The sequence below is a fragment of the Ruegeria sp. CG11 genome, assembly GCF_056537245.1.
The window spans coordinates 47,342-72,467 of record NZ_JBQFRE010000001.1 but is presented as its reverse complement, the minus strand read 5'-3'; the positions used below and the strand labels follow the sequence as shown (position 1 = coordinate 72,467).

19 protein-coding genes and 1 tRNA gene are annotated in these 25,126 nt (G+C 50.1%); 4 read left to right on the top strand and 16 right to left on the bottom strand.

Annotated features, from left to right (window positions below; genetic code table 11):
• Positions 1–239: 239 nt before the first annotated feature.
• The 3 genes from ACR0KW_RS00340 to ACR0KW_RS00330 all read left to right on the top strand — a co-directional run bounded on the left by ACR0KW_RS00340 (position 240) and on the right by ACR0KW_RS00330 (position 2,483).
• Positions 240–512, top strand: a complete 273-nt coding sequence (locus tag ACR0KW_RS00340) for a helix-turn-helix domain-containing protein (RefSeq protein ID WP_480803239.1) — start codon at positions 240–242, stop codon at positions 510–512.
• A 420-nt stretch (positions 513–932) separates the two neighbouring features.
• Positions 933–1,145 (top strand): hypothetical protein, encoded by a 213-nt coding sequence (locus tag ACR0KW_RS00335; RefSeq protein ID WP_480803238.1) that lies wholly within the window; start codon positions 933–935, stop codon positions 1,143–1,145.
• A gap of 12 nt (positions 1,146–1,157) precedes the next feature.
• Positions 1,158–2,483, top strand: a complete 1,326-nt coding sequence (locus ACR0KW_RS00330) for a tyrosine-type recombinase/integrase (RefSeq protein WP_480803237.1) — start codon at positions 1,158–1,160, stop codon at positions 2,481–2,483.
• Between the two features lie 564 nt (positions 2,484–3,047).
• On the opposite strand, the gene ACR0KW_RS00325 is transcribed toward ACR0KW_RS00330, so the two are convergent.
• From ACR0KW_RS00325 to ACR0KW_RS00265, 13 genes are all read right to left on the bottom strand, one after another.
• Positions 3,048–4,175: a Wadjet anti-phage system protein JetD domain-containing protein gene (locus tag ACR0KW_RS00325; RefSeq protein WP_480803236.1), complete on the bottom strand. Its 1,128-nt coding sequence runs from the start codon at positions 4,173–4,175 to the stop codon at positions 3,048–3,050.
• 58 nt (positions 4,176–4,233) lie between these two features.
• On the bottom strand, positions 4,234–7,809 hold the full coding sequence (locus ACR0KW_RS00320) for an SbcC/MukB-like Walker B domain-containing protein (RefSeq protein WP_480803235.1): 3,576 nt from the start codon (positions 7,807–7,809) through the stop codon (positions 4,234–4,236).
• Positions 7,810–7,821: 12 nt separating this feature from the next.
• Positions 7,822–8,604, bottom strand: coding sequence for a DUF4194 domain-containing protein (locus ACR0KW_RS00315; RefSeq protein ID WP_480803234.1), 783 nt, complete (start codon positions 8,602–8,604; stop codon positions 7,822–7,824).
• An 18-nt stretch (positions 8,605–8,622) separates the two neighbouring features.
• Positions 8,623–10,026, bottom strand: coding sequence for a Wadjet anti-phage system protein JetA family protein (locus ACR0KW_RS00310; protein ID WP_480803233.1), 1,404 nt, complete (start codon positions 10,024–10,026; stop codon positions 8,623–8,625).
• A gap of 347 nt (positions 10,027–10,373) precedes the next feature.
• A complete protein-coding gene (locus tag ACR0KW_RS00305) occupies positions 10,374–11,552 on the bottom strand; it encodes a hypothetical protein (protein WP_480803232.1) in 1,179 nt (392 codons plus the stop codon).
• Positions 11,549–12,463: a UvrD-helicase domain-containing protein gene (locus ACR0KW_RS00300; RefSeq protein ID WP_480803231.1), complete on the bottom strand. Its 915-nt coding sequence runs from the start codon at positions 12,461–12,463 to the stop codon at positions 11,549–11,551. The genes ACR0KW_RS00305 and ACR0KW_RS00300 overlap by 4 nt, the downstream gene beginning before the upstream one ends.
• Positions 12,445–14,487: an ATP-dependent nuclease gene (locus ACR0KW_RS00295; RefSeq protein ID WP_480803230.1), complete on the bottom strand. Its 2,043-nt coding sequence runs from the start codon at positions 14,485–14,487 to the stop codon at positions 12,445–12,447. The genes ACR0KW_RS00300 and ACR0KW_RS00295 overlap by 19 nt, the downstream gene beginning before the upstream one ends.
• Positions 14,488–14,647: 160 nt before the next feature.
• Positions 14,648–15,946, bottom strand: coding sequence for an AAA family ATPase (locus ACR0KW_RS00290; RefSeq protein WP_480803229.1), 1,299 nt, complete (start codon positions 15,944–15,946; stop codon positions 14,648–14,650).
• Between the two features lie 2 nt (positions 15,947–15,948).
• Positions 15,949–16,440 carry a hypothetical protein gene (locus ACR0KW_RS00285; RefSeq protein WP_480803228.1) on the bottom strand — a complete coding sequence of 164 codons (492 nt, stop codon included), beginning with the start codon at positions 16,438–16,440 and terminating at the stop codon, positions 15,949–15,951.
• A gap of 168 nt (positions 16,441–16,608) precedes the next feature.
• Entirely contained in the window at positions 16,609–17,031 is a 423-nt protein-coding gene (locus ACR0KW_RS00280; protein ID WP_480803227.1) for a hypothetical protein, read from the bottom strand.
• Positions 17,032–17,048: 17 nt separating this feature from the next.
• Positions 17,049–17,142: transfer RNA gene (locus ACR0KW_RS00275), tRNA-Ile, on the bottom strand.
• 412 nt (positions 17,143–17,554) lie between these two features.
• Complete coding sequence (locus tag ACR0KW_RS00270) at positions 17,555–17,782, bottom strand: hypothetical protein (RefSeq protein WP_480803226.1); 228 nt, start codon at positions 17,780–17,782, stop codon at positions 17,555–17,557.
• 373 nt (positions 17,783–18,155) lie between these two features.
• On the bottom strand, positions 18,156–19,046 hold the full coding sequence (locus ACR0KW_RS00265) for a LysR family transcriptional regulator (RefSeq protein ID WP_480803225.1): 891 nt from the start codon (positions 19,044–19,046) through the stop codon (positions 18,156–18,158).
• A 121-nt stretch (positions 19,047–19,167) separates the two neighbouring features.
• Here ACR0KW_RS00265 and ACR0KW_RS00260 point away from each other — a divergent pair, with 121 nt between their 5' ends.
• Positions 19,168–20,061 (top strand): sulfotransferase domain-containing protein, encoded by an 894-nt coding sequence (locus ACR0KW_RS00260; RefSeq protein WP_480803224.1) that lies wholly within the window; start codon positions 19,168–19,170, stop codon positions 20,059–20,061.
• A gap of 257 nt (positions 20,062–20,318) precedes the next feature.
• Here ACR0KW_RS00260 and ACR0KW_RS00255 read toward each other — a convergent pair whose 3' ends face one another.
• The 3 genes from ACR0KW_RS00255 to ACR0KW_RS00245 form a co-directional block, all read right to left on the bottom strand.
• Positions 20,319–20,852 carry a cysteine dioxygenase family protein gene (locus ACR0KW_RS00255; RefSeq protein ID WP_480803223.1) on the bottom strand — a complete coding sequence of 178 codons (534 nt, stop codon included), beginning with the start codon at positions 20,850–20,852 and terminating at the stop codon, positions 20,319–20,321.
• Between the two features lie 264 nt (positions 20,853–21,116).
• Positions 21,117–22,670, bottom strand: a complete 1,554-nt coding sequence (locus tag ACR0KW_RS00250) for a trimethylamine methyltransferase family protein (protein WP_480803222.1) — start codon at positions 22,668–22,670, stop codon at positions 21,117–21,119.
• On the bottom strand, positions 22,670–25,093 hold the full coding sequence (locus tag ACR0KW_RS00245; protein ID WP_480803221.1) for an FAD-dependent oxidoreductase: 2,424 nt from the start codon (positions 25,091–25,093) through the stop codon (positions 22,670–22,672). Before ACR0KW_RS00245 ends, ACR0KW_RS00250 begins: the two co-directional genes overlap by 1 nt.
• Between the last annotated feature and the right edge of the window lie 33 nt (positions 25,094–25,126).

Genomic DNA, 25,126 nt, shown 5'->3' with positions numbered 1-25,126 from the left:
TACCGTTTAACCTGTTCGACCAACTCGGCTATCTGTGCCTGTGAAAGATTTACTTCGCTCATATGGTTCCTCTCCATGCGTTCAGTGAAGTGCAACAGGCGTCTGGCCCGGGACGGGTTGGGTTGGGTTGGGTTGGGTTGGGTTGGGTTGGGTTGGGTTGGGTTGACGGACTCAATTCAGCTCCCGCATTCACAGTTTACTTCATAGAATGATGGCTCGCCATACTTGATTTGTCAAAGATGGCCAAAACAAATACCGACCCCCTACTCATCGCGTTTGCTAAAGTCTTACGACGGCATCGTCAGGCATCAAAATTGTCTCAAGAGGAGCTTGCGCATCGCGCAAACAGGAGCATGCGATATGTGTCGCTACTGGAAAGCTGCAAGCACCAGCCGACCTTACAGTCATTAAATCTATTGAGCGAAGCCCTAGGCTTAACACTCAGTCAGTTGATTGCCGAAATTGAAATAGAAGTTGAGCGAACTCCAAATTCCAAAGGCGAACGCGGATAAGTTTGTACCAAAAGACAAATTTTGCATGCGGATCGACTTCCAACCAAAATGGAATGTGACCCAACAAGCAATTTCGCCCAAACAAATCGGAGCCAAATTGTATAAACTATAATGCGCAGATGACTTAAGCCTTAAACCCAATGCTGTAGAGGTGTCATGTACCCACTTTAGATGCCGCAAGGAGCTTTCGCTGCATTCTCGACTGAGGCTCAGAGTGATTCGATACCATCGTACGCAGCTCTTGTTCCCAACATTGGTGTAATCGAAAACTGCAAACTATTCTTGGCACGTTACCGACCAGCAAGGATAAAAAATTATTTTATTCTTATCAATCCTTTAGGTGGATTTTTTTAGTTGACACGATAGGGGGCACTCCTCTCAAATATTCAACCACCAAAACACATTTATGGGAGATAAGTTATGACGCAACTCAAACAAATCCCGCAAACAATGAAGCTGCGCCCTGATTTTGTAGGGTTTTCTGGCTGGGCAGCTAGTACAATTTATGACCGAGCAGCACATGGTGAGATCAAACTGATTAAAGTTGGCCGCGCTACGTACGTTGACCTTAGAAGTTTTTCTTCCTTCCTGGAACAAAATCGATTCATGCCAAAGCGTCGCCGCAACTCATAGCACGGGTTGTCGGTGGGGGAAAAAAAATCGATTAGAGAGAAGATTGCGCCACTGATTGAAGAGGCCCTTTCGCTCAATCCTAGAGGTTGTTTGCGTGGCGTACTGCTTCAAGCGCGCGACATGTGCGGCGGACAAATTCGTACCGAAATTACAACTAGAACTCTTGAAGTCATGAGGCCCGGCCAAAAGCTCTCTGACCCAATGCATCCTGGACTGAGATTTGAATGCGGGAACAGAAAGGGCATATCCATCATTTACCGGTATAGGCATCCGGCTACTAACAAGCAAAATCAGTTGACGTTTGGAAAGTTTGGAAAACGAGCTGACGGATTGATGGACTTAGAGCAAGCAAGAGAATATTACAGCGATCTTCGAGCTCAAAGGCTTGCAGGGAAAGTTCCTAAGCTACGAGAAAAAAAGGGAGAACGCCTAACGGTAAGCGACCTCTGTGATCTTTTCCTAGACCGGTATGCCAAGCTAAAGAGGAAGTCTTGGCAACAAGACCAAGACAGAATCAATCTGCACATTCGCCCCAAGCTGGGATCAAAAATGGCACTCGACGTTACCTATGAGGATGTTCAAGAACTCACTTTTCATTTGTATAACTTTGGTGGGCGTACCGGCGCGGGCGCACCCAAGCAAGCTAAAAACGTACGAGCTTTGATCAGTCGAATTTATTCAGTTGGCTCTGGCATCAAAACCAAAGGTGCCATCGCAAAGGCGTGGCTCCCTCGTGACCACCCCAATCCAGGGCAATTGGCAGAAAGACTAGACTACACACCTAATCAATACTTTCCAACAAAAGATGATCTTGTCGCGTTCATGACAAAGGGTGAAAAGTACCTCGAAAAAACTTGGCTCCCTCTACTTTTCCAAGCTCAGACATTTAGCCGTGTTGGCGAAGTCACGCAAATGGATTGGAGTGAAATCGATATCGAACAAGCCATTTGGACCCTCCCGGCCGAGAAAGTGAAAAACAGCCAGGAGCACAAAGTTTTTCTGAGCACTCAATCTGTAGAATTACTAGAAGGTCTGTCTGGACAAAGAAAAGGTTCAGTTTTTAAAGTAACGAAGGATTACGTAGTTCATTCAATCGCCAAACAGAGATCCAAAATTGGCATAAATGAAGAAATGTCCAGTCACGATCTCAGAAGGGCGGGACTGACATGGGTTAAGGATGTGGGTGGTAGTAGGGATATTCGCGATAAGCTAAGCAATCACAAATCTTCAACAAGAGATGTCGACGCAATTTATGCGAGGGCTGAAATGGAAGAACTTAGGAGAGAGTTTACACAGAGATGGTGTGACTACTTGGAAGCTTTGTCCAACGTGGAATAAGGCTTCATGGTGTTCGCGGATGCTCTGAAACCCAACTTTTAGTCATTTGTGTATAGGGCAGTTTGTCCTTTTTGAACATCGCGGTTTGTAGTCCCCATTCGAGATTTCCGGCGCAAAATTCCAGTTGCAACCAACCTTTGGCTCAACCGTAGTGATACTGAGAACCAGATCCGCGTCGAGAGTAAGCAATTCAAAGTGGACCCTCGGCAAAACCGAACGTGACCACATCCAAATAAGAAGGAGAAACCCGTGACGACATCAAAGTCCGATGAAGCAACCAAACCGCTCCAGTTCATGGTCGCGGAGGAAATGTTTGAGCATATTTGGCACACTGGCCGTCCAGTTTGCAGGACGCGGGTAAGAAGCGAAAACCGCTCTCTTTTACGATGTCGTCTCATTCAATGACTGCACTTCGAAAAGCGAAACGGCGCGAGTTGTTCAACTCGAAGGCAAGCTTCGTGAAGTCAAGGAGCACTTGGAGGAGACGACCGCGGAAAGTGATCGGCTTGTACAACGGCAAAATGCGCTAACCAAGAATGCTAATGTGGTGCAACCATTGTTAAATCAAAGCTTGATTTTGGCATTTGTAGGCACTGGGCATGGATCCAGTTCCTCTTGCTCCAAGCGATGGGCATCTTCACCTGAAAGCCAATGGATCAATTCATATGAGGGAGACTTGGGGTCTACAGAGATTTTGTCAAAAGAACTTGGTGTTCCGAATTTACGCGCAAGGTCTGGAGACATCATGTGAAGTTGAAATGGGCATTCAACGATCCGCCACACCGCGTCTGCGATAGCGGCTCCTGCCATATCGATGTCGCCCCAGTGAAATACTCCCTCACTCAGATGTCGAGAAAGCTTCCTAATTAAGGCTTTTTCTCCGGATCCAGGCCACCCTCCTGTGTACACAACAGCCATTCTCGGTTCCATGGCCTCCGATACAAACCGATTGAAGCTGGCATAGTTTTCAACAGTTATCAAAGTATGAAGCGGTGGAACTTCGAGTTTTTCAATCATCCTAGGATGAATCCCAATATGAACCTTGTTCTGGAAATGGGCTTTTGAAAATGGAATATCGGCGGCGAATTGTACCAAGTGTGGAAACTTATCCAAGCCAAGCTCTGAGACGATTGCATCGTCGCTGAGATCAGGCCCGAATTTCTGCTGTTCCCGTAGTTCGGAAATGATCTTAGGAAGCTGACTCTCGATCAGTTTCGAGTCCCCGCAACTGACCCGGGAATAGGTCCTGAGATCTCTCCCATCCGAATCTTCCTTAGCGAGGGCAGCACCATAGGCTCTCAAGAAATCCGAGACGGCATCGATGTCGGTCTCGCTGAGGCGATGAGGACGCTTGTTTGATTTCCACTGCTTCAAAAGTTTCTCGGCAGCCTCTGATGCGTGTGGACGATGTTCTGAAGATAGTGTCAACACAAACGCGTCAATGACTTTCTTAGCCTCTGCCAGTTTGTCGCTCTTTGGTGTTCGTCCAAGAAATTCATACAGACGCTGCGCATCAACAAGGGTCACTCGCTTCATCAGGTGATCATTGTCGCCCTTGTCCATCTCCAAGCTCACGGCTCCTGTTTGCTCGGCGTGCTCAACTGAAATCTTGAAACTCTGCTCTTCAGCAAGTGAATCAAAGCGCTGTGAAACAAATTCAGCAAACTGGTTGCCAGGCTTTTGGGAACCCATCGCATCCTCAAAACGATCTAGAAGACGATTGAATAGAGCCATTGAGTTTGTGTGTCGTCTACGCATTTCCGGCTTGAGAAACATCCAAATTTGCGATGGTGTCTCCCTCCCTGATTTTAGCACGAAATCCTGTAATCCCGATACGTTCAGGATTGGCGGCCATAAGCTCCTCTCTAAGTTTCTGCTTTGGGTATTCGGGATCGATGTACAACTCTGTCTTACCAGGTTCTTTGGCTATATTGATGATTGTGTCCATCAACTCCATGAAACTCGTTCTCTTTTCCTCAGGGGCCGCCACAAGAATTTGTAGACCCAAATCCTGAAAGAAGCGGATGAGTTGCTGTGTGTTTTTGATATCCAGTTTTGAGAATGCTTCATCAAAGCAAACCAATCCCATGCCCTCGTTGTCGTCTGGGCGTGCATTGGGAAAATAGACAGCTGCCATCGAGGCCGCGATTGCCACATAGTACGGCGTCTGCTTCTGTCCACCAGACCCCTTTGCAGACCGCTCGGACAGACTACCAAGAATTTTCACATTGCTCGGTGCCTCGCCGGTGTCATCCATACTGTCGATGATATAGTCATCGACCTCATCTGCTGTCATGTTGAGCTCGTAGCGAAAGTACTGTCGATAGTCGACAAACTTGGATTCAATGCCCTCATTGGTGAAAATTCCGCGGATAATTTCAACCGCTTCATCAAGCTGAGCATTACCGCCATGTGTGAGGAATTCGTTAGCCCTGGTTGGGTCCGCCGCAACCTGCTGACACATTTGGTAGAGAGCCTGCATAGAGGGATCTACCGAGCGCTTAAAGAAATACGTGAGACCCTCGAACTTGTGCTTGGATAGCCGCTTGTTCAGCTTTTTTAGCTCAGATTGCGCCCCTTGGAAACTGTCATGCAATTTCATTACAAGGATTTCGCGCACCTCATTGCGCACTTCTGCTTTTCGCTCTTCGACTTCGCCCTGATAATGCCGAAGCTCGTTGTCCTGAAGCGTGAAGAAGCGAGCAATTAACCATCGCAGTATCTGCTCAGGATCTTGCGAGCCTACTTTGCCATCTTCGTTATACTTCCTTAGATACCCATGGATATCACCAAGGTTACGTTTCAGGTTCCGTAGCTTATCAGGGGTATCGAATTCCCTGCGCTCAGCTTTCAGCTTAACAGTTTGTTCTTCATGCCAATCGGGGTCCTCGGTATTGCTGCGCTCAAGTACTTCCTTGATGCTCGACAGACGGTGGCCGCGGCCCTTATGCTCGATATCGCCGAAAGCTTTCCTGAAAGTATCGTAGGGCTCACCGAAATCGGCCTGAAGCATCACTTCCGCTCTTTCTTCTAGTTCTTTCAGTTCCCGGGTCCGTTCAGATACTTTTTCTTCAATCTTACCCAACTCAGCAGAGATTGATTTTTCCTCTTCCGGGATGTCCTCTTCGACCATATCTCGGAGAGACTTGATACCGTCTTTGATGCTGTCGATTTCTCGCAAAACCTTTGCGACTTCCGGTGGTTCTTCCGCTTCACGTCGCTTTTTCAGATCATCGATCTGACCCTTGGCCTGGTTCAGAGAATGGATTGCCTTGGAAACATCCTCAACATCAATCGAAGATGCAGAAGACAATGCGTTGATCCCGCTGCGCATGTCGCGGACCAAGCTGGTCCAGACTTTTATTTCCCGAGCTATTTGATGGGATTCCACTTGTAAGGTTTCCAACATAGCTGCTTGCGCGGCCTGACCCAAAATTGGGTCTTGTGTTTTTGTAACACGTACCGTCAGCCGTTCACTTCGCGCACCTGACCGGGCAACGCCGTTTTCATAATTCTTGAGATCTTCTTCGTCCTTGACCATGATGATAGAGCCCAACATGTCATCCAGAAATTTGCGGACGATCTCATTCTCAGTGCTCAAAACGGCAGCAATTGAACCCTCTTTTGCCGGTCGCATTTTGAAGCCTCTTGCAATCTTGTCGCTTTTAATCAGGCGAACCCGGTCATAGTACTGGTAGCCATGTCGGCGACCTCCGCGCATGATGCGAAACGCCTCATCGAAGTCACTTGGGTCGACAAAAATCGCCTGTCGATACGGCCCCAATACACTCTCGGCCGCGCGAACCCAGCCGTCCATTCCGGGAGTGATGTCGACAATAGAGGGGAGTGCTTGACCAACAATTTCCTGGTTCACCAAATCGTTCAGGTAGTCTTGAACCTGCGGGTCCAAAATGGGTCCTTTTCCATGTCGATTTCGCAACTGCCTGTCGAGGTCTGCTTTCTTCTTTTCGAGATCACGCAGCTTGTGTGACTCGGTGTCGCGATTGGCGTCCAGTGCGTCAATGTGATTTCCAACTGACTTGATGGTCGCTAGCGCTTCGAGCAAGACATCCACTGGAAGTCCGATATTGCCAGTCTTTCGGATATTGTCTCGAATGGTCTCAATCGTTTCAATCTCCTTCCTCGCGATCTTTACCTTTGCGGGAAGGTATCTATCCAAACGCTCAGTACCTTTAAGATCGAGTGCCTTTCTGAACGAAGACACGATCAAGTCAGCGCTATTTCCCATCTGTTTTTCGAGTGCTTCGATCTCACGGCGGATTGCCTCTCGACTGTCAGATAGTCCACTGGATGAAACAAAAGCCTGCTTTCGGTCCAACACTTCTTCGTCTGACCTGATCTCGGCCTTGATCCTGATCTTTTCCGACTTCAAGAAGTCCAATCGTCTTTTCTTTTGAGAGGCTTCTGTTGCGAGGCTTTTCACTATGGCCTTCTCTTTTTGAATCCCATGCCAGGTCTGCCGAAATTCATTGTGCTGAACGTTTTGAATATATTCGCCATACCGAACGTAAATATTCTGAATACGGCGGACCTCTTTGATCTTTTCCTCAATCTCCTTGATCTTGGCAGAAATTTCTTCCCAGGTTTCCAAGTTCTCTTTCAGCGCATCTGTCTCAATAGGGCGCTCTTCGAGTACGAAGTTTCGGATAAAATCGGTCGGGTTAGCGATCTCTTCAAAGGCAATCGCGTTGCGAAGGCGCTTGAGGTATTGTGTAGCATTCGGCGCGGCACCTTTGATCCGCATTGTCCGTAAATAGTGGTCGACAAATGCGCCGGCCTTGTTGTTGAAGGTCTCCCACCCTTTGCCAGACCTCTCTTTCAGACGGTCCAGCAGAACCTCGGGCGAGGCCACGATCATTTGCCCTTCATCATCTCGGTCAGCAAGCTCGTTGAAACTGAACCCGGCACCCGCTGCCACGAACCGCATCTTGGTAATTTCTTTAGGCATCTCATCGTCAGCGTGCAGCCAGAGGCCAATGGAAACCTGATGCTTCAACCTAGAGTGTTCAAACGTCAACGCGACGATAGAATCGCAAACATTACGGACTTCACCTAGGGCCTTGGTTTCTTCCGTGACGCCTAGGCAATATTCCTGAACGGTTCGGGTTGATTTTATGCTGCCAGCAGCTCGGTTGAGGCGCAGATCGCGCTTTTGGTTGCCGCTCAACACAGTTTGAACGAGATCCAGTATGGTGGATTTTCCAACGCCCACTCGACCAATGATAGCCGTTGTATTCCTGATTTCGATATCCTCGACATCGATCAAGTTCCAATTCATTGCGGAGATGCGGATCAACTTGTACATCTGGATACCTTGTTACTTGGAAACAAAAAGACCAGGCTGTTCGGGTTCTGCCACATCGTCTTTTTGAAACTTCTGTTTTTCGTCATCTAATGCTTGGGCCGCAGCCTCCTCGGCAGCCATTCGTTTGGTTTCGAGGCATTCGAAAATGGTATCACCTTCAGGGTTTCTGGTGATTGGATCCTCGGCGAACTCTATGACTTCCTGAGCCAACTCCGGACTTACTAGCTCGGCAATCACCGGCATAATACTCACTTCTAGGACTTCTTCTTCCTTGTCTTCCTCGCCAAAGCGAATGAAACGGCGGTCAGCGAGCTTATTCAGGATTTCTTTGATGCGAGGTGTCGATGGCAGTTCGCCGCCGCCAATAGTCATGTAGCGATCCAACAGAAGGTTGGTGTCGATCAATATCCGGCCCAACTCATCCATTTCGCCGTCACGCGAACCTTCTTCCCACATGATGCGTAAGGCAAAAAGGAGAATAGTTTCGTCCTTCTTGAATGCACCGCGGCGCGACTCAACGTCAATTTGACCAGGCTTCAGGTGAAAGTACTGATAGGTGCTATCGTAGGTCAGCCCATAGCCAAAGGACGCCATTAGAGCCTGAAAGTAAGACCTGTGACGAGCAATAATCTGGTAGTGGGCTTTCTGATTATCATCAGCGTGCAAGACTTGGCGCAAGAGAAGCTCTCTTGCTGCCTTTTGAAACCGGGCGACAATCTCATCATCTTCTCCCGCCTGTGGGTTTTCCCGTTTCTCTTTTTCTATGCGATCTTCAAATTCTTCTAGGAGGATCACCACCGCTCTCCAATTTTTTTAGTGTTTAGTGTTTAGTGTTTCTATCGGGGCCGATCTGCGGATTTTGAAGTTCGGGGTAATTAGCCAGTCGTTGTCGATCAACCCGGGTTCTTTTATAACTTCGTACTCCTCAAGCCCGTCAGGAAACTGAGTCGTCAGATGCGGAAGCCTTTCGAATACGAAAAAATCATCCAGGTTAGTAATCTGCATCTCTGAACCAGATTTTTCCTCTCGATCCTTGAGCTCCCGTTCGAGATAGATCCTCACTTTGGCTTCACTCACGCGTGCTCGATCTGCATAAAAGCGTTTCGCGTTTTCAAACATGATTAACGCCGGATCTCTCACTTTTTTCCGCGCGACAACAGGAGGTGTTGGCCTAGGCTTTTTGCGGGCTTTGTAAAGAGAGCCTGGGCCAACGGGCCGCTCGAATTGGATCAGGTTGCACTGGATGTTGAGATCTTTATCTGCTGCAATGTTGGACGCTCCAAGAACTTTAGCAGCCTCAACGAACTGCCCGGTTTGATCGTCGCCCATGCGATCAAGAAAGCGCGCCAAATTTCGAATACGACGCTCAATGCGTAGATTGGCCGCTTCGATCATGTCCAAATGAACGTCGACGACACGGAACACTTCGAAGATTGTATTGAGGTCTGTAAGAATAGATTCCTCGGCGCTCTCAGGACTCAGATTTAACTCTCCAACGTAAGACCTCACCAAGTCTTTCAGCCTTAAGTCATCTTCCATCAGTAGTTGCACGCGCTCCAGTAATTGATGTCGAAAACGATAAGGGTTGTTACTGGCGCGGAGTTTTTTGAAGTCTGATATCAGTTCATTGGAAACGTATGTGACAAAGAAGCTATTTATGACGCCTCCAACGGTAGAATGCCCTTTCATATCCTGCTCAATCTTTCTCATAGCTCCAATGATCGCCCGAAGGTTGGTCATGAAGCGTCGGGAATGGTTGCCCGCTGAAATTATGTTTTGAGCCTTTTCATCAGGGTTGTTGATTGCAGATTCTACGAGTGTATTCACCTGTAGAACCTCGCCCCCAAATGAGCGAACTTTTCCATTTTTGATATCTAGAAGTGCTTGAAGTAACAGTCTCGCTTCACTGTCGAGATCAACTACCGTCTTTAAGCCCACTCTGTGCTCGACCAACCAACCGCATTGACAGAGGCGAGAATATACAGAGGTATGGATTGGTAGATTATCCGAAGTTAGATCTTCATCTTTTTCAAGTTCGAGTTGCCACTGCTTGTGTTCAATGAACTCAAAGATTGCCGCCTGAAGCTCTTTCTTCTTCAGCAGTTCCGTTGAAAAGTTCAGTACTTTAGTTTCTAGGTGCTCAAGTAAGTCTGCGTAGAACTGACCGCTTTTTGTTGAAAACAGTTGAAAATGTCTGCGCTCGATGGGGCCAAACATGATTTGTGACTGCCTTTTCACTCACCCGAGGCGTATCAATCCTAAGGCGAAAATTTTATCATTTACTGCACGATATTGGTGTGGCGTTCACACCCCGGCCAAGTATCATTCCGATTTCAACACAAGGTGTAAACACAGTAAATCCATATTCCGACCTAGCTGCATTCGAATACGCAAAATACTCCAACAACGAAGGTAGCTGCGGTCGCTACAATCACGGACGACTGATCGCTAATTGCCGGGTCTAATACATCAGCCAAACAGGGCTCTTCCTGAGCTGCTTTCCTGCCAAAACGTCCTAGACGAAACTAAACCATCATTCCCTCCTGCACCCAAGGATTTGCCCTCTAGGTAGCGACGGCTTTGGTATCCAAGTCGATATGTTCCGCAGAGGGAAAAAAGGCAGCAATCCTATCTGCCTCCGTCTGATCTCCTACTAAACGAACGCAGACCAGGTTTTTTTTCGCTCGGGAGCAGGCGACGTAGAGGAGCTTCCGTGTTGATATCTCTGTCTTGGTCAGCGGAAGAGCCCCCGAGAAACAACTGAGAAAATCGTAATCTCGCCAATTGTACTCATCCAAAACCACCATTACGTTTTCTATGCCTGTGCCTTTCGTCTTATGCATAGTGGCGAATGTGGCGTCATCTTCTTCGTAGCGATAGTATGCTTCAATTTCTGAGAACAGCATGTCCTTTGAAAACAGTTTTTCAAGAAACTGTTTGTGCTTAAAGTTTCGCTCCAACGCTCCAAATCGTTCATCAAGCAGTTCTTCGCTCAACTCTAGGCACGCATGTTCGGGCAACGCCTTTTTCATTCTGGCAAGGGTGTTTGCACCTTGATTATACAAACCGCAGAATTCCTGAAAAATAGCATCAACCGCCAGTTCCTCTAAGTTTGTTTTCCGCCTCTCAAGGAAAGCCGTATGGCTATCGGAACGTCGAATTATCCCAGCATCAACGGCGAAATCAACCGTGTCGTAGGCACCTCGTTCTTCGGCGACAAGTTCGGAGAGCAACCCTTCCAGTTTTGCCTTATCTTGCACAGAGCGGATTGAGAAATGGCGTCTTCGAAGTTTCGAGATTAATTGGTTGTATGCACGCCGATCACCGGGCAAGGATTTAAAAAGCCCAATCAACTCTATCACTTCCCCAAACTGGAGCCTATCAAGGGTGCTTTTTATCCGGTCTCGTGGATCGCGGTATCTGCTATTGAAAATGTCATACAATTGCCCAAAACCTACATCTCTGGCGATAGATTTGTTGGTCAACTTCAACTGTACATAGTTCGGATGCCTCTCAGAGACGACAGCAACAAGTTCATCTCGTCGCGCTTCACAAGCTACTGAGTGATTGTATTTATCTTTAGTCTCATCACCGGTAGCCTCAATTCCTGGCGCAATCGAGTAACAAAACACTACGGTTCCTTCGCGGCTCTCCGCGCTCTCCAGAGTGCCATTCTCGAGGCTCTTAAGTGCAATTTCCTGAGTTAGACCATCGGTTCGGAACCGGTTTGCAACATCGATCACTTGAGGGGAGCATCGAAAATTGTCTCGTTTTCAACAAGTATGAGTTGCCCTGAAGCAACATATTCCTGAGCACTACCTATGCCGTCTTCGTAGATCGCTTGCTCGGAATCCCCGAACAGACCGACCACAGTCTTTTTGGGGGGCAATGATTGCAGGAACGAGCGGATTACCTCGGAGTTCGTATCCTGATACTCGTCGATAAAGATGCAGTCGTATTTGTCGGAAAGCAACTTCCCAAGCAATGGGAACTGCTCCAACATGAATGAGGATATAGATAGCAACCCATCATGCCCAAACGAAGGATCATGAAAGTTGTCGAATATGGTTTCGTTATAAAAAAATTCTGAGGCTTTTCGCGCGCTCACTTGCCTTAGGATTTCTGCATTGACCTCATCTATCAGAACATTCAGCTCGTTGTTGTATTGCCCGGGATTCTTGTCGTAATCCCTCTTTCCCGTGACTTTTGAAGTTCCCTTATCAAGAACAATCTTTCGGCGATCTGTCAGAGATTTATGCGCTTTTTTGAATCGATCATGCTCACCCTTTTTGCAAACCTTTTCATCACCACCGTAGACATCAGGCGCAAACGCTTCAAACTTTTCGAGATTGAACAGGCTCGGGAATACCTGCTGGATGTTTCGGCCGTACGGTTTAATCAGAGACGCTAGGAACGAGTGGATAGTAGAAACCGTGGCGCCTGACCCCACGCGTTCTTGTATCTCATCTGCGGCCTTGTTTGTGTGGGTGATACAAGCGATCCTTACTGAAGGATCTTCAGTTGCAAGAGTTTGAACAACCCTCTTTAGGCTTTCCGTCTTCCCACTTCCAGCTCCCCCTTGAAGAAGGAAATTATGGCGCTGTTGGATGAGTTCTAGGACAGCTTGAACAGGGTTTACTGTTTTTGAACCCATGCCAAGCCCTCCATTATGTAATTAGGCACTCGCCAGTCTTGCCCTTCAACTAAAGCCGAGAACAGTATCGACCCGGCAAAGTCAGATTTCTTGTCAAGAACGTTTTGGGTGAGCGTGAAATAGTCGGGTTTTTCTAAATCATCCAACAGTTCCTTTTTCTTCAGGCCCACAAGCAAATTCTTGCGGTCGGAGACGGATTTTGCGTTAAGGGCGATAAATGCATCTTCGAAACTTCTTGCATGGTATCCATTTTCCTCGGTTTGATGTGCGATTCTCACTTTGGAATCCTCCTGTGTAAGGGCACCCTTCAAAAGGTTGTTATGCCATTCCTTGTAGGCATCTGAGTGGATGTCGTCCGGTGCTGACAAAAAGTGCTTCAGCGTGTCGTTCGATGTATGCGTAGACTCAGAAACCTTGCACGCCCTAAATCGTGTCTTTCCCGTCTTCTCATCTTTCACAGCTACTGTGGTATCGATATCGGTAATGATAAGGGTCGGAACATCAATGAGTTCCAAGAATGGGGCAAAAGCTCGGGCATTCGCGCCAACTTCAAGCACCGTGATGTTTTGCGATGATAACCCGCCGCCAGCCTTGTCATGACCAGAATCCTTGTCACGTTTTTCGATGAACCACGGCAAGAGAATGCGTTCTGTAGTCCCCTCAATGAAAATTGCTTTGTTGGCAAAAAACAGCTCTGCCGAGTTAATCGTTAGGTACTGCTTAAGGAACTGGAAAAGCTTTGCGCCATCGTCGCCAAGTTCCTGGTAGATAGCCAGAAGGTCATCATGAAAATTCTTGATGACGACAGTTTTGGTAGCGGCACTAGCAGAAAGATACCGTATGTCCTCAAAATTAGATTTTGAAACGATGTGTGACGAATGCGTAGTCATAAGCGTTTGAAGGTTCGAAATATCAACAACTAACGCATTGATCTTGTCGGCAAAAACATACTGCATTTGAGGATGTGTGTGGGCTTCGGGCTCTTCCATGAGAAGAATGTTCAAGGGCGCACCAGTCCGCTTAAAATCATCGCGGCAAAGCTCAATTTGTAGCAGCAAGTATAGCACATTGAGATACCCCAGCCCGCTGAACTGCTCGGGAAGAGACTCGTCCCTGTTGCCGTAGATGACTTGAGATGAGCTTTCGATTAGAGCTTGCGATTGAAGATTGGAGACAACTTTCAGATCACCCAGCTCCAAGAAGTCGCGCGAATTCTTTAGGAACTCGCCAAACACCTCATCATACTGGCTCTCCAATTGGTTATCAATGTCAGCTAGCATCGTACGGAGTTTTACCATGCTCTCGCTCTCTGCTTCGGTTACGGCTTCAACTTTCCCGTCGGCTGATCGGGAGAAGCCTTCAAGTTTCTTAAAGAACTTCGTCGATATTGCTGATAATGGTTTAGCCCCCCGACCGGTATCTTCAGAACTGGCAACGTTTCTGCGAGCATGGATAACCTGAAGATTACAGAGTGTGCTTACAAACCGACGATCTTTCTCCTCAAGTTGATCCCGCATGGTGAGGTAATAAGGTTCGTCACCTTCATATTCGTGGTCATCAAATGCATAGACCCTGGTAGTAAGAAACCTTTCACCCAGATTGTTCTCAATGAACCGGTCGCGTTCATTTTTTTTCTCAGGGAGGGCTCGAAGGAGCTTGTCTTTGTCTACAGTGCATTCGAATAAGATGTTGGCGTGCCGACGTTCTGGGTCGAGATCCAGCATAAATTCCGAGAGAACGGATAAGTCGTCGGCTTCGTTGTAGTAGATGCGAAACACCATACGAATAGCATGTTGTACCGGATCGAAATCTTGATTGATGCCCTTTAGTTCATTGCGAAGAGCAAGCGGAAAATCCGAATACGAAAAGCTATCGGGCTTGACTAAAAACTTCTCCAAAAGAACTGCGAATGAGGTTTTGCCTGTATTGTTCTTACCTACAAGAAGTGTCGTTTCTTTTCTTACATCGATCTGGCAATCTTTGAGGAGGCGAAAATTTTCGATCTTTATTGCTTCTATGTGCAAGAAAATTTCCTTAGTGTTGACTCGCGCGCATCTCTCACAACCTCAGGGTATCATTACCTCTAACCGAATGCACGCACGAAACCTTAAAAAGAGTAATTTTTTCAAAATCTTAGCGGCCAATTGCCGCAAAGGCAATCTGGCTAAACTCGACCGTTCCTCCTCATGCAGACGGCAGTTCTATCGATTTCTCATGGAGGTATCCGTGCACTAGGCGCCCCAGGAGCCGGATGGAATTGTGCACCTTGTACGTGTCAGCCAGCGCTTCGACCTCGCCGATATCAAGCGAGAAGAACTCCCGCCTGAGACCGTGGTCTGCCGCGTATCCATCGACGAGACTGTTGATGATGGCCGGCACCTGCTCCTGCGTCGGTTGCGGGATCTCATAGACCCTGCAACGGCTCCGCAGCGGCGCCTGGATCTTGCCCAGCACGTTTGCTGTAAAGATCCAGTTTACATGTGATGCATCGACTTCGGTGGCCAGGTATTTTTCCCGGTAACTTCCGGATTCCTCGGGTTCCAACAGACCCAGGAGTTCACCCTGGATATCCCCGTTTCTACCCGAATGGGTCTTGTCGATCTCGTCCAGGATAATGGCAGGGTTAAGAACGCGCGCCGAAGCGACGGCCTGCGTTACAATGCCCGGATGTGCGCTGTGCCACCCCGCGGACAAGCCGAACAGATGATTTTCCGAGATGCCACCCACATTGGCAGACTGGGCGTATAGGCCAAGTGCCTTGCAAAGCTCCCTCGAAAACTTGGTTTTGCCGATACCAGGAGAACCAACCAAAAGCGTCGGTCGGAACCGGATGACATCGGATCCCATGCCCCAATTCAATTCGATGTCGTGAACAATACCGTCGACCGCCCGCTTGCAGTGCGGGAAACTTGTCGTCAGAAAGCGAAGCTTCTCAAGGTGATCCGGAACTTTGAGACGCGCGAACTGGCCGCTCCATTCAACCAACTCCTGGATGTGTTTTGGCATTTCGTTTTTGAGATTGCGCGGCAGGTAATCAAAGTCGCTTTGGCCGATGAGGTAACGCGCGTCGAGCTTATTGGGATCTTCATCAGACCCACCATCTTCTGCGAGCTTCGTCTGGTAGTTTTTGACAAGTAATTCAGCGACCTGGTGCCACAAATCCATGCTGGGCATCTGGTTGATTGCGTCGGCCGCGTAAGATGTCGGGATCGGGTCGTCTTCTTTCAGTTTGTCGATCTCGGTTTGTCGCCAGTCTGTGTCGTCCGAAACGGTATACATTGATGCTTCAGCGCCCCTGCTTTTGATGACCTTGAACGCGTTTTCAGGTGGCTGCTGGTCGATAATGCGCGCCTTGAGTTCGTCCCATTCACGCTTGTCTCCAACAACTTCGACAGCGCGGCGCACAACGTGCTGGAACTCCCAGTCGAACCCAGAGAGCCGTCTGACTTCAGCGTCTTCCCATTTCCGTCTCTTGAGCACCATTTCTACAGTCCTTTGGAGACGCAGCACGGGCACCGATGACCGGTTGCCGTCCAGGCAATCTGACCCAAATAGCCGCAACTTTGACACCGGAGCGGGTCATCCAGCAGGTGTTGGATGTTGAACCTCGGCGTCGACTTGTCGGTGTTTTCCACCATGCGGTGCATGCACCAGCAGCACATGTTGACGATCCAGGCGTCGAAGACCTGCGTCCGGCAGCTGTTTCCACACCACTCGCAACTGCGATTGGCCTCAGTGATCGCGGCCACAATGTCCGAATCCTGGTAGCCGTCTGTGTTCGCGCGGCTATAGTAGATACGCAGCTCGCCAAACTTTTGCTTGATCTGATGAACCTCGGGGGCAGGCCTTTTTTGCTCAATCGCGCGCTTCTTGACGCGCTCAAGCGCCTCTTCGACGATCCGGACCCAGCCCTGGCACTCCTTTCCGAGTTCGCTGACGACGCCGTTATGGATGTCATCCCAATCAATCACGGACATGTCAGACCCCATGTTTCTCGACGGTGACGCCGTGCGCGGCCAGATGCGCCCCAGGCGATCTGGCTGGTAGCCGCTTCAAAACACTCAATGACAATCCGAACCCAATCCAGATGGACTCTTCCGAGGCGCTTTTCTACGGAGCTGCGGGAGTTATCGTAGTCGAAGGGGTTAATCATCCGACAGATCCCCATTTTCGGGTTCATCGGATCGCATCTCAGCGCCGATATCCTCTAATCGTGCAATGAGGCGTTGCATACTTTCTTCCGTTTCCGCCGCCACAGTCGATTTGAGCGCGCGGAAGTCTTCGTCCGGCAAGTCGAATAGGCATTCCGCAACCTGCTGATGCATGACACTGTCTGGGTTGAAATTCTGAAAGGGGAAGACCAAGCGTAAAATGTCATTTGGGCGAAGACAGCGTCTGTCTTCTTTTCCGAGGTCTGAGTAAATACGACCTGTGTTGCCGTCGAACAGGAGTGTCTCCTTCAAAGCACCAGTCTCGATGCGCGTTTTGACTTCTGAGACGAGATCGTCGTTGGTACACGCCTTCATCGGATGTTCGAAATCTTCAGTCGTATTGGATTCTTGTGACATGGAATACCTCCAGAGGATGGTAGGAGGCGTCGGAATCGAACCGACTCGTGCACTCTAATCTGGAGCTATCACAGGGGTATAAGCCCCGCCCGCATACCAATGCTGCCTCCCACGGGGTTTCGCGTGGGCTATCGACCTCAGGTCGATATTCGGTGGCAGATGACGCGTGCGTTTGACATACGTTAAGGCTGGTCCAATTCCTGCGCCCACGTCAAGACGGAAACTGAAGCGCCAAAAGAAATGACCAATAATAAGTTGAAAATAATAAGTTATTTCCATCAACTTTTTACGAGTGTGCGGTTTGAGTATCAGCTCCCGTGACCTCCCTAAGTGAAGAATCGACCGATCCTGATGCTCAGGTTGTTCGTGCTTGGAGCGTCAGAAAAAACCCTGAGAACACTTGATGCGAGTAGCCTTTGTTGGTTCCGCAGTCTCAGGAATAGTATTTGGAACAACGAAAACGAGCGTGCTCGCCAAGGCTTGGTTGACTTAAGGATCCACTGTCAAAAGGAAGATGAAAAAGTCACTCGTCGTCTTTTTCGGAGAATTCCTTTCGAATCCTTTTCTGATATTCGATGTCATCAACAAAAATTGCTCGAGTCTTGGTCTTATCTAAGAAAACTTTTTCAATTTCTTCGTCTGTAGCCGCTTTCGGCTCTTCGGGCAGGCTTCGCCATGTCAGCCAACATGCTGCTAAACCAAATACTCCGATGCCGACGGCGAAGATTGAAATGATCTGATCAGGCTCCATTAGTTCATTTTATCACAAAGCTCCTGAGTGGAGGAAATATTTGCGCACAAGCTGCCAAATTTTCGAAAATTTCTGAGTGCGGCTGGAAGATGAGTCGAGCTTTCAATAGGACACCAGATTTGAATACTTCATTGATTATGTGTCTGCACTACTTCAAGCCAGTACGGCTGCCAGCTGTCTGACGTCAGCACCCATGGGAGCTTCAGCAGCTAGGCGCACCAAGGCGACTGGGCAATCATCTGAAGCGAATGGCAGCTTTGCGTGCAGGAATGTTGAAGAGGCTATTGCGACTAGCGTCAGCAACTTGTGCTCATATTTCAACCACGAAACGCTCATCCGAACACTTATTGTTGGCAACGCCTGAGTGGTTGTTTCATGTCAACGCCTTGAAGTGCTCCCCGGCGAATGCCATGAACTTTTTCACCGCAGGGCGGCTGTAACTTTCGCGGGAAGCTATCAGCCAAAGCTTGTGGTGAAGCTCTTCATGTTTGAAGCACTGGACCAAGTCGGGGGTCGCATCGCCTGTTACACACGGTAACAAACCCAATGCATCGCCAACTTGAAGCGCTGCCACCATACTAGACACAGCATTCACCTGATAAAGAACTTGCGACGGATCAATCTGATCATTCAACCAACGCACGGACTTCATAACACTTGCGATGTCTTCGGAGTAAATCAGAAACTTGTGCCCGCTGGCCTCCGCCAAATTTCCGGGTGCACCGTGAATCTTCTGATACGCGAGATTGCAGTATACACCGAGCGGGAACTGGGCAATTTTTTTGGCAATAAGTGTGTCCCCTGATATCTCGTCGAGAGGTCGGAGGGCTACGTCGGATTTTCCCGTCTCAAGTGGCGGTTGATCCTTATTCCAGGCTATGTCGATCTGAAGTTCGAAACTGATACCTGGGTTTTTCTCTCGAAAGGCGGATACAAGCCCGGCACCGAAACGCTGCATGGCTTCTGCGTTACCTGAGAAACGAATAACACCATGTTCGTCTCTTGCGAGTTGCTCAGCCGAGACAGATATTTTCGACGCCGCGCGGCGCATGCCTTTCATGTCGTCCAGCAGTGCCAAACCTTGTGCTGTGAGCTTGTACCCGCGGTTGTCCCGTTCAAATAATTGAAATTTAAGAGCGTGTTCAAGAGCTTCGATCCGGCGCGCAACTGTGGTCTGGTTCATGCCGATGACGCTGGCTGCCGCCAGGGTCGAGCCCTCTTCAGCGACAGCAAGAAAAACGCGAATGTCATTCCAGTTGAACACGGACGTACCCCGGCGATCATTCTGCAATTTTGCAGTGTCATACCCTACTATTCGCTATTTTTGCAGATCAGACCAGTCGATAGCTTAAGTTTGAATACAACGGGAACGGAGAGCTGGAACGATGAGCGCCATACCAGAGAAAACCAGAGACATTCAAAACCATCACATCGACAGCACAATCTGGGACAAATTCAGCTTTCGCGACGACGATATCGTCATTGCGACTTACGCAAAATCCGGCACCACTTGGATGCAGCAGATCATCAGCCAGCTGATTTTTCGTGGCAAAGAGGGCCTGCCTGTCGCCGAGATGAGCCCGTGGGTTGATCTGCGGGTGCCGCCGCCGGAAGTGAAACTCCCGATGATTGAAGCACAAACTCACCGCAGATTCTTGAAAACCCACCTGCCAGTCGATGCGCTCGTGTTCTCGGAAAAGGCCAAATATATTTACATTGGTCGCGACGGCCGGGATATCGTCTGGTCACTCTACAATCATCACGTCAATGGTAACGAAGCCTGGTACGATGCTCTGAACAATACGCCCGGACTCGTCGGTCCGCCTCTGGCGCCGCCCATCGGAGAACCTCCAACATATTTTAAGAATTGGTTAGAGAACGACGGCGCACCATTTTGGTCATTTTGGGAAAACGTAAGATCATGGTGGGCGGTGCGTGACCTGCCGAATGTCAAGTTGGTGCATTTCGCGAACCTAAAAGCCGACATGGAAGGTCAAATTCGTGAGATCGCTGAATTTATCGGCGTCGGCATAGGTGACGAAATGATGGTGGATGTGTTGAAACACTGTTCGTTCGACTACATGAAATCCAATGCAGAACAATCGGTTCCACTTGGGGGCGCGTTCTGGGAAGGTGGGGCAAAGACTTTCATCCACAAGGGGGCCAATGGTCGTTGGAAAAGTGATTTACCCCAAGACTTAAGTCAAAGGTACGAGCAGATGGCCCGCGAGCAACTGGGTGATGCTTGTGCCCACTGGATTGAAACAGGCACGCGTTAGGGTGCAGGCGTAGGTGGGAACACTCGACCGGCGATACCACCACGGCAAACATAATTCTAAAACATCGCTCTGTAACGCGATTGCATCAGCTGAAGCAGACCTTCGCCGCATCACAGAAAGCTGGTAACAATGGGCTCAGTTTCGCCATTGGCTGTTTTTCACATCAGTGACTGATGACAGCCCGAAGCGGGTATTCCCAACTAAACTCTGCAAATCCCGATAAGCGGGAGGAAGCGCACGTTAACCGGACCAGGTTTCTAACTCGAAAATCGAGCCCGCACGGCGTCCATGTCGAGTTGGTGTTCTGTTAACCGCTCGGGCTCCCATTCACTTCTTTCCGCCTCGAAGAAGTCGCCGCCGTAAACGTGCAAAGCAGCCGTTAGCTTGGGTATTGGATTGGTGACAGAATGGATGACATCCGCGCTCATAGGGCAAACGTCGCCAGTCGACAGAGCCTTTGCACCCGCCGCTTCGATTAGGCCCTCTGGATGGTCTTTGATCCGTCGCCAAAAGATGTTGTCTTCCCGCCCTCCATAGATTCCAATAACAGCCCACATTTCGTGGTTGTGTGGCGGAATGGTTGTAGACGGCTTCCAGGCGAGATTTATAATTGTCAGCTTCGGGGATTGATAGAGCGGCGTGATCCCTGGTTCCGTCGGCTCTCCTAGCGCTGCTAGTATTTTCGAAGGTTCGGACATTGCGCGCCGCACCACCTCCGCGGCGGATTTGTGCGTCGGGTCTTTCTCAACGGCTTCGCAGCAGTCAGCAATGAAATTATCGACATCGAACATAGGGCATCCCCCGTACTTTACTTTAACACAAACAGGAAAATGAGTCTGCTCCGGGCTCACTACTGGCATTCTCCGCAGCTCGCGTCAGCGACCGGTCGCAGCTCGAATCCGGACCTTCAATACCGAGCTTTGCAATTCCAGCTTTGCGGACAAAGCGCCAGTTCGCTGCGTTCGAACCAAAGTCTCCTATGTGCACATTGCACCCGAATTCTCAGCAAACTGCCACTCTGCAAGTTTTTAATAGATGCGGTCGACCTGGTTGAGTTACCGCATATGCCGGGGAGATAAATGGATCTTAAAGCGTGACCTTATTAGATCATCTGTTGTGCGATCGATATGCGACGGGAAGTGCTGACTCAGGAGCGACAGAGCCTGCTCACGGGCGCGCGCTTGCATATCAGTCTTACCAGCTTCGGCCCATGCATCGGGACTCTCCCGATCGCTGAGGGATGGATAGAAATAGTCGCGCTGCATCGCCGCGAGGGTTTGTTCACCACCCAGAAAATGCCCCTCTGTGCGAATGGAATGTTCGATGGCCTCCAGGTTCAGAGTGTCACCATTAACCTCTACGCCGCGTACGATGCGCTGGACCGAGCCGAGTATATCGTTGTCGATCACAATACCTTCAAATGAAACACCCAGAAGACTGCCAAACATACCGGCGGATTCATAGATGAGATTTCCCCCAGCCAATCCTGCAGCCAGAGTTGTCAGCCCCTTTTCATATCCAGCTTGCGCGTCGGGCAGTTTGGAATCCGTCATGGATGCTGCCACCCCGGAAATCAGACCAAGTGAATTTGTCAGTTGAGCAGAACAGGCATTCAAGATCGCCATTTCCGCACTTCCACCGGCAAACGCGCCGGTGCGCAGATCAACCACAAAAGGCCAGTTTGAGAAGATGACAGGGTGCCCGGGTTTCAACAGATCAATCAAAACCAGTGCGGCAAGGGTCTCTGCAAGGGATTGCGCCAGCATTCCTGCCAATGGTGCGGGGGCTGTTGCGCCGGACTGGGCGGCAATGATTGTGTTGATGGGCATGTTGTGGCGCAATGCGGCTTCGGCCACATCGACCGCATCTTCGCCATAGCGCATTGGCGAGATAATCGGAGAGATATGCGCCTTGCAGAAGGGCCGTTTAACGAACGCCCCGGGTTCGCCCAGAATCATATCGAACATATCGATACAGGCATCCACATGGCTACCAAAGCTGAAGCTGTTGCCAATGGGCTTGGTCGTGCCGTTGGCGATGGCATAGGCGGTATTGACATCCAGATCGAATATGTCGGGTACATCGGTGGCCACGCAACAGCGCGTAAACCAGCAGATATTATCCAACTGATCCGCCAATCGGGCGAAATCATAGAGATCGCGCAATGTAGAGGGGCGATAGCTACCGCTTTCCAGGTCAAGCGTTTGCACGGCGGCACCACCGGTGCCAAACCGGACGTCCTTTTTTTTCACTTCGAAATCGTGGCGCGGGTCCTGACCGAACAAGGTCAGGGATTTGGGTGTTGAGGCGATGATGTCCTCGACGAAATCCCTTGTGTAGAGCAACCGGCCATCCGCATCGATCTGACACCTGCGTTCAACCGCCAGTTTTTTGATCTGTTCGGGCACATCGCCGATGCCCACGGTCGCCAGAAGGGTGAACGCGGCGTCGATGATCGCGGGGCACTGGCTGTCCGTCAGGGGGCGGTACTGACCGCCCGGCAGGCCCGTTGGCGCCGGGTTTGGCACTTCATCGCCCGGATTCTGGCGCGATGCCAAACGGGCAGCACGACCTCCGGCTCGTGTGCGGCGTGCGGGGGGCTTGGTCATCAGATACCTCTGGGCAGTGTGTTTTCAGGGTCGAACAGGCGAGGAGGACAAACCGTGGCTCGGGTGGCTTTGCCGAACAACAGAACCTCCACTTCCGTGCCGGTTTCGACATGGTTCGGATCGATATAGGCCATGGCGAGGTTCTTTTCGGTGCGATATCCCCAGGCGGCCGACGTAATTGATCCGATTGGCGCACCATCCACAAACACACCTTCACCCGGTTGTGCCGGTCCCTTGTCGCTGTGGATTTCCAGTATGACCCGCTCCTTGCGGTTTCCCGCGTTTATCTGGGCCAGAAGACCGGGCTTTCCTGGGAAATCCTTGGTCATATCCACGAACCGATGCAGCCCGGCCTCCATTGGATTGAACTCGGTGATGAAATCACCTTTCCAGTGGCCATAACCTTTTTCCAGACGCATCGAGTCAATCGCAAACATACCAAAATGCGTAAGACCAAACGCTTCGCCTGCCCTGGTCAGGATGTCATAGGCGGCATAAAGCTGGGTGTTGGGAATGTGCAGTTCAAACGCCTGTTCTCCGGAATAGCTAATGGCGACGGCCAATGCCTCGACATGTCCGATAAAGACGCGCTGCGCCGTCAGCCAAGGGAAGTCGGACTGCTCCCATTGGGTGCGCGGCGACACAGAGGCCAGCAGGCCACGAGTTCTGGGGCCGGCAATCACCATCATCGTATGGGTGTTGGTGCGGCTTTCGATGCGAATATCCGAATCTTTAGGAAGGTGCTCGGTCAGCCAGTCCATGTCATGGTACTCAGCAGTCGCGGCGGAACCATAGAAGATGCTCCCGTCCGGCAGCGGCACAATTGTCGCCTCGCCCGAGATATTGCCTTTCGGTGTTAGGAAATAACACAGGCTTGCCCTGCCGGTTTTGGTCGTCACTTTGGAACAGGTCAGGCTGCTGAGCCAATCTAGCGCATCGGTTCCGCTGATGCGGTAGTGGTTGAAACCCGACAACTCGGCCAGCCCGACGCGCGCGCGGAGCGTGTCTATTTCGTCCCCTACAACATCATGCCAGTTCTGGAGCGTATATCCGTGAGTGGTTTCGAACTCTGTGTCCGGCTTGTAGAACTCTGTCCGCTCCCATCCATTGACGACACCAAACTCTGCGCCTTTGGCCTTCAGCACCGGATAAAGTGGTGATGCCTTGGCCGGACGACCGGCAGGGCGGTGTTCATGTGGCAGGTGCCAGCGAAACTCGTGCTGGTAATCCTCGATGGATTTCAGCGCGGTATATTCGGTATTGGCAAATCTGGTGATGCGGCGCGGATCAAGCTGCCAGCAATCCCATTCAGTTTCACCATGCACCATCATCTGCGCGATCATCTTGCCATATCCGCCGCCTTCGCCGATACCAACGCGCAGTCCGTTCATCGACCAGCAATTGCGCAGACCCGGTTGTTTGCCCACCAATGGCCCTGCATCCGAAGCATAGGCAATCGGGCCATTGACCACCGATTTGATACCAACCTCCTGCAGGCATGGCAGACGGTCAAAGATCGGTTCCATCTTCGACAGCAAGCGATCCAGATCATCTGGGCAGAGCGCATTGACAAAATCCGGGTCGATCCCATCCATGCCGAAGGTCTTGCAGTCATATTCGTATATTCCTACCAGCAGCCCTTTCTTTTCCTGGCGCATATAGAACGTGTCACGTGGGCAGCGCACCATGGGCACACGAGTCTCTCGCTCCACAAGCCCCGGAATGTCCTCGGTCACAAAATACATGTGCTCCATTGCGATGACAGGGTATTCGATCCCCATCAGCGCGCCGACCTCGTTTGCTCTGTACCCTGCAGCAATCACGATGTGTTCGGCGGTGATCGTGCCTTTTTCGGTTGTCACTAACCATTCATCATTGGGTAGTTGTTTCAGCGCGACCACAGGCGTGTTTCGGTGAATTTGCGCCCCCATTTTACGAGATCGTGCAGCCAATGCCTGACATAGCTGTGCAGGATCGATGTCACCGTCCTGTTCATCCCACATTGCCGCCAGAACACCGTCGATGTTCAGCAATGGATTGCGCCGCTTAGCCTCAGCTGCATCCAGCAGATCAAATTCGATTCCCAGCCCCTTGGCCACCGATATGATATGGTGCACCTCGTCTACATGGGTGGGATTGGTCAGCAGGCGCATACCACCGGTGGCATGGTGATAGTTGATCGGATAGGCCGGATCATCGGCCAGTTCCTTGTAGAGTTTAATCGTATAGTCCCGCAGTAATAACAGCAGTTGGTTGAAGGCCACGCTGGGGCATTGCGCTGCTGAATGCCAAGTGGTGCCGCTGGTCAGCTCATTGCGCTCCAACAAAACAGCATCGGTCCAACCTTCCTGACAAAGGTGGTACAGCGCCGATAAACCACCAATGCCCCCACCAACAATAACGACACGCGCGTGGCTTTGCATGGCCTCCCTCCAATAATTCAGATTTCACGCACA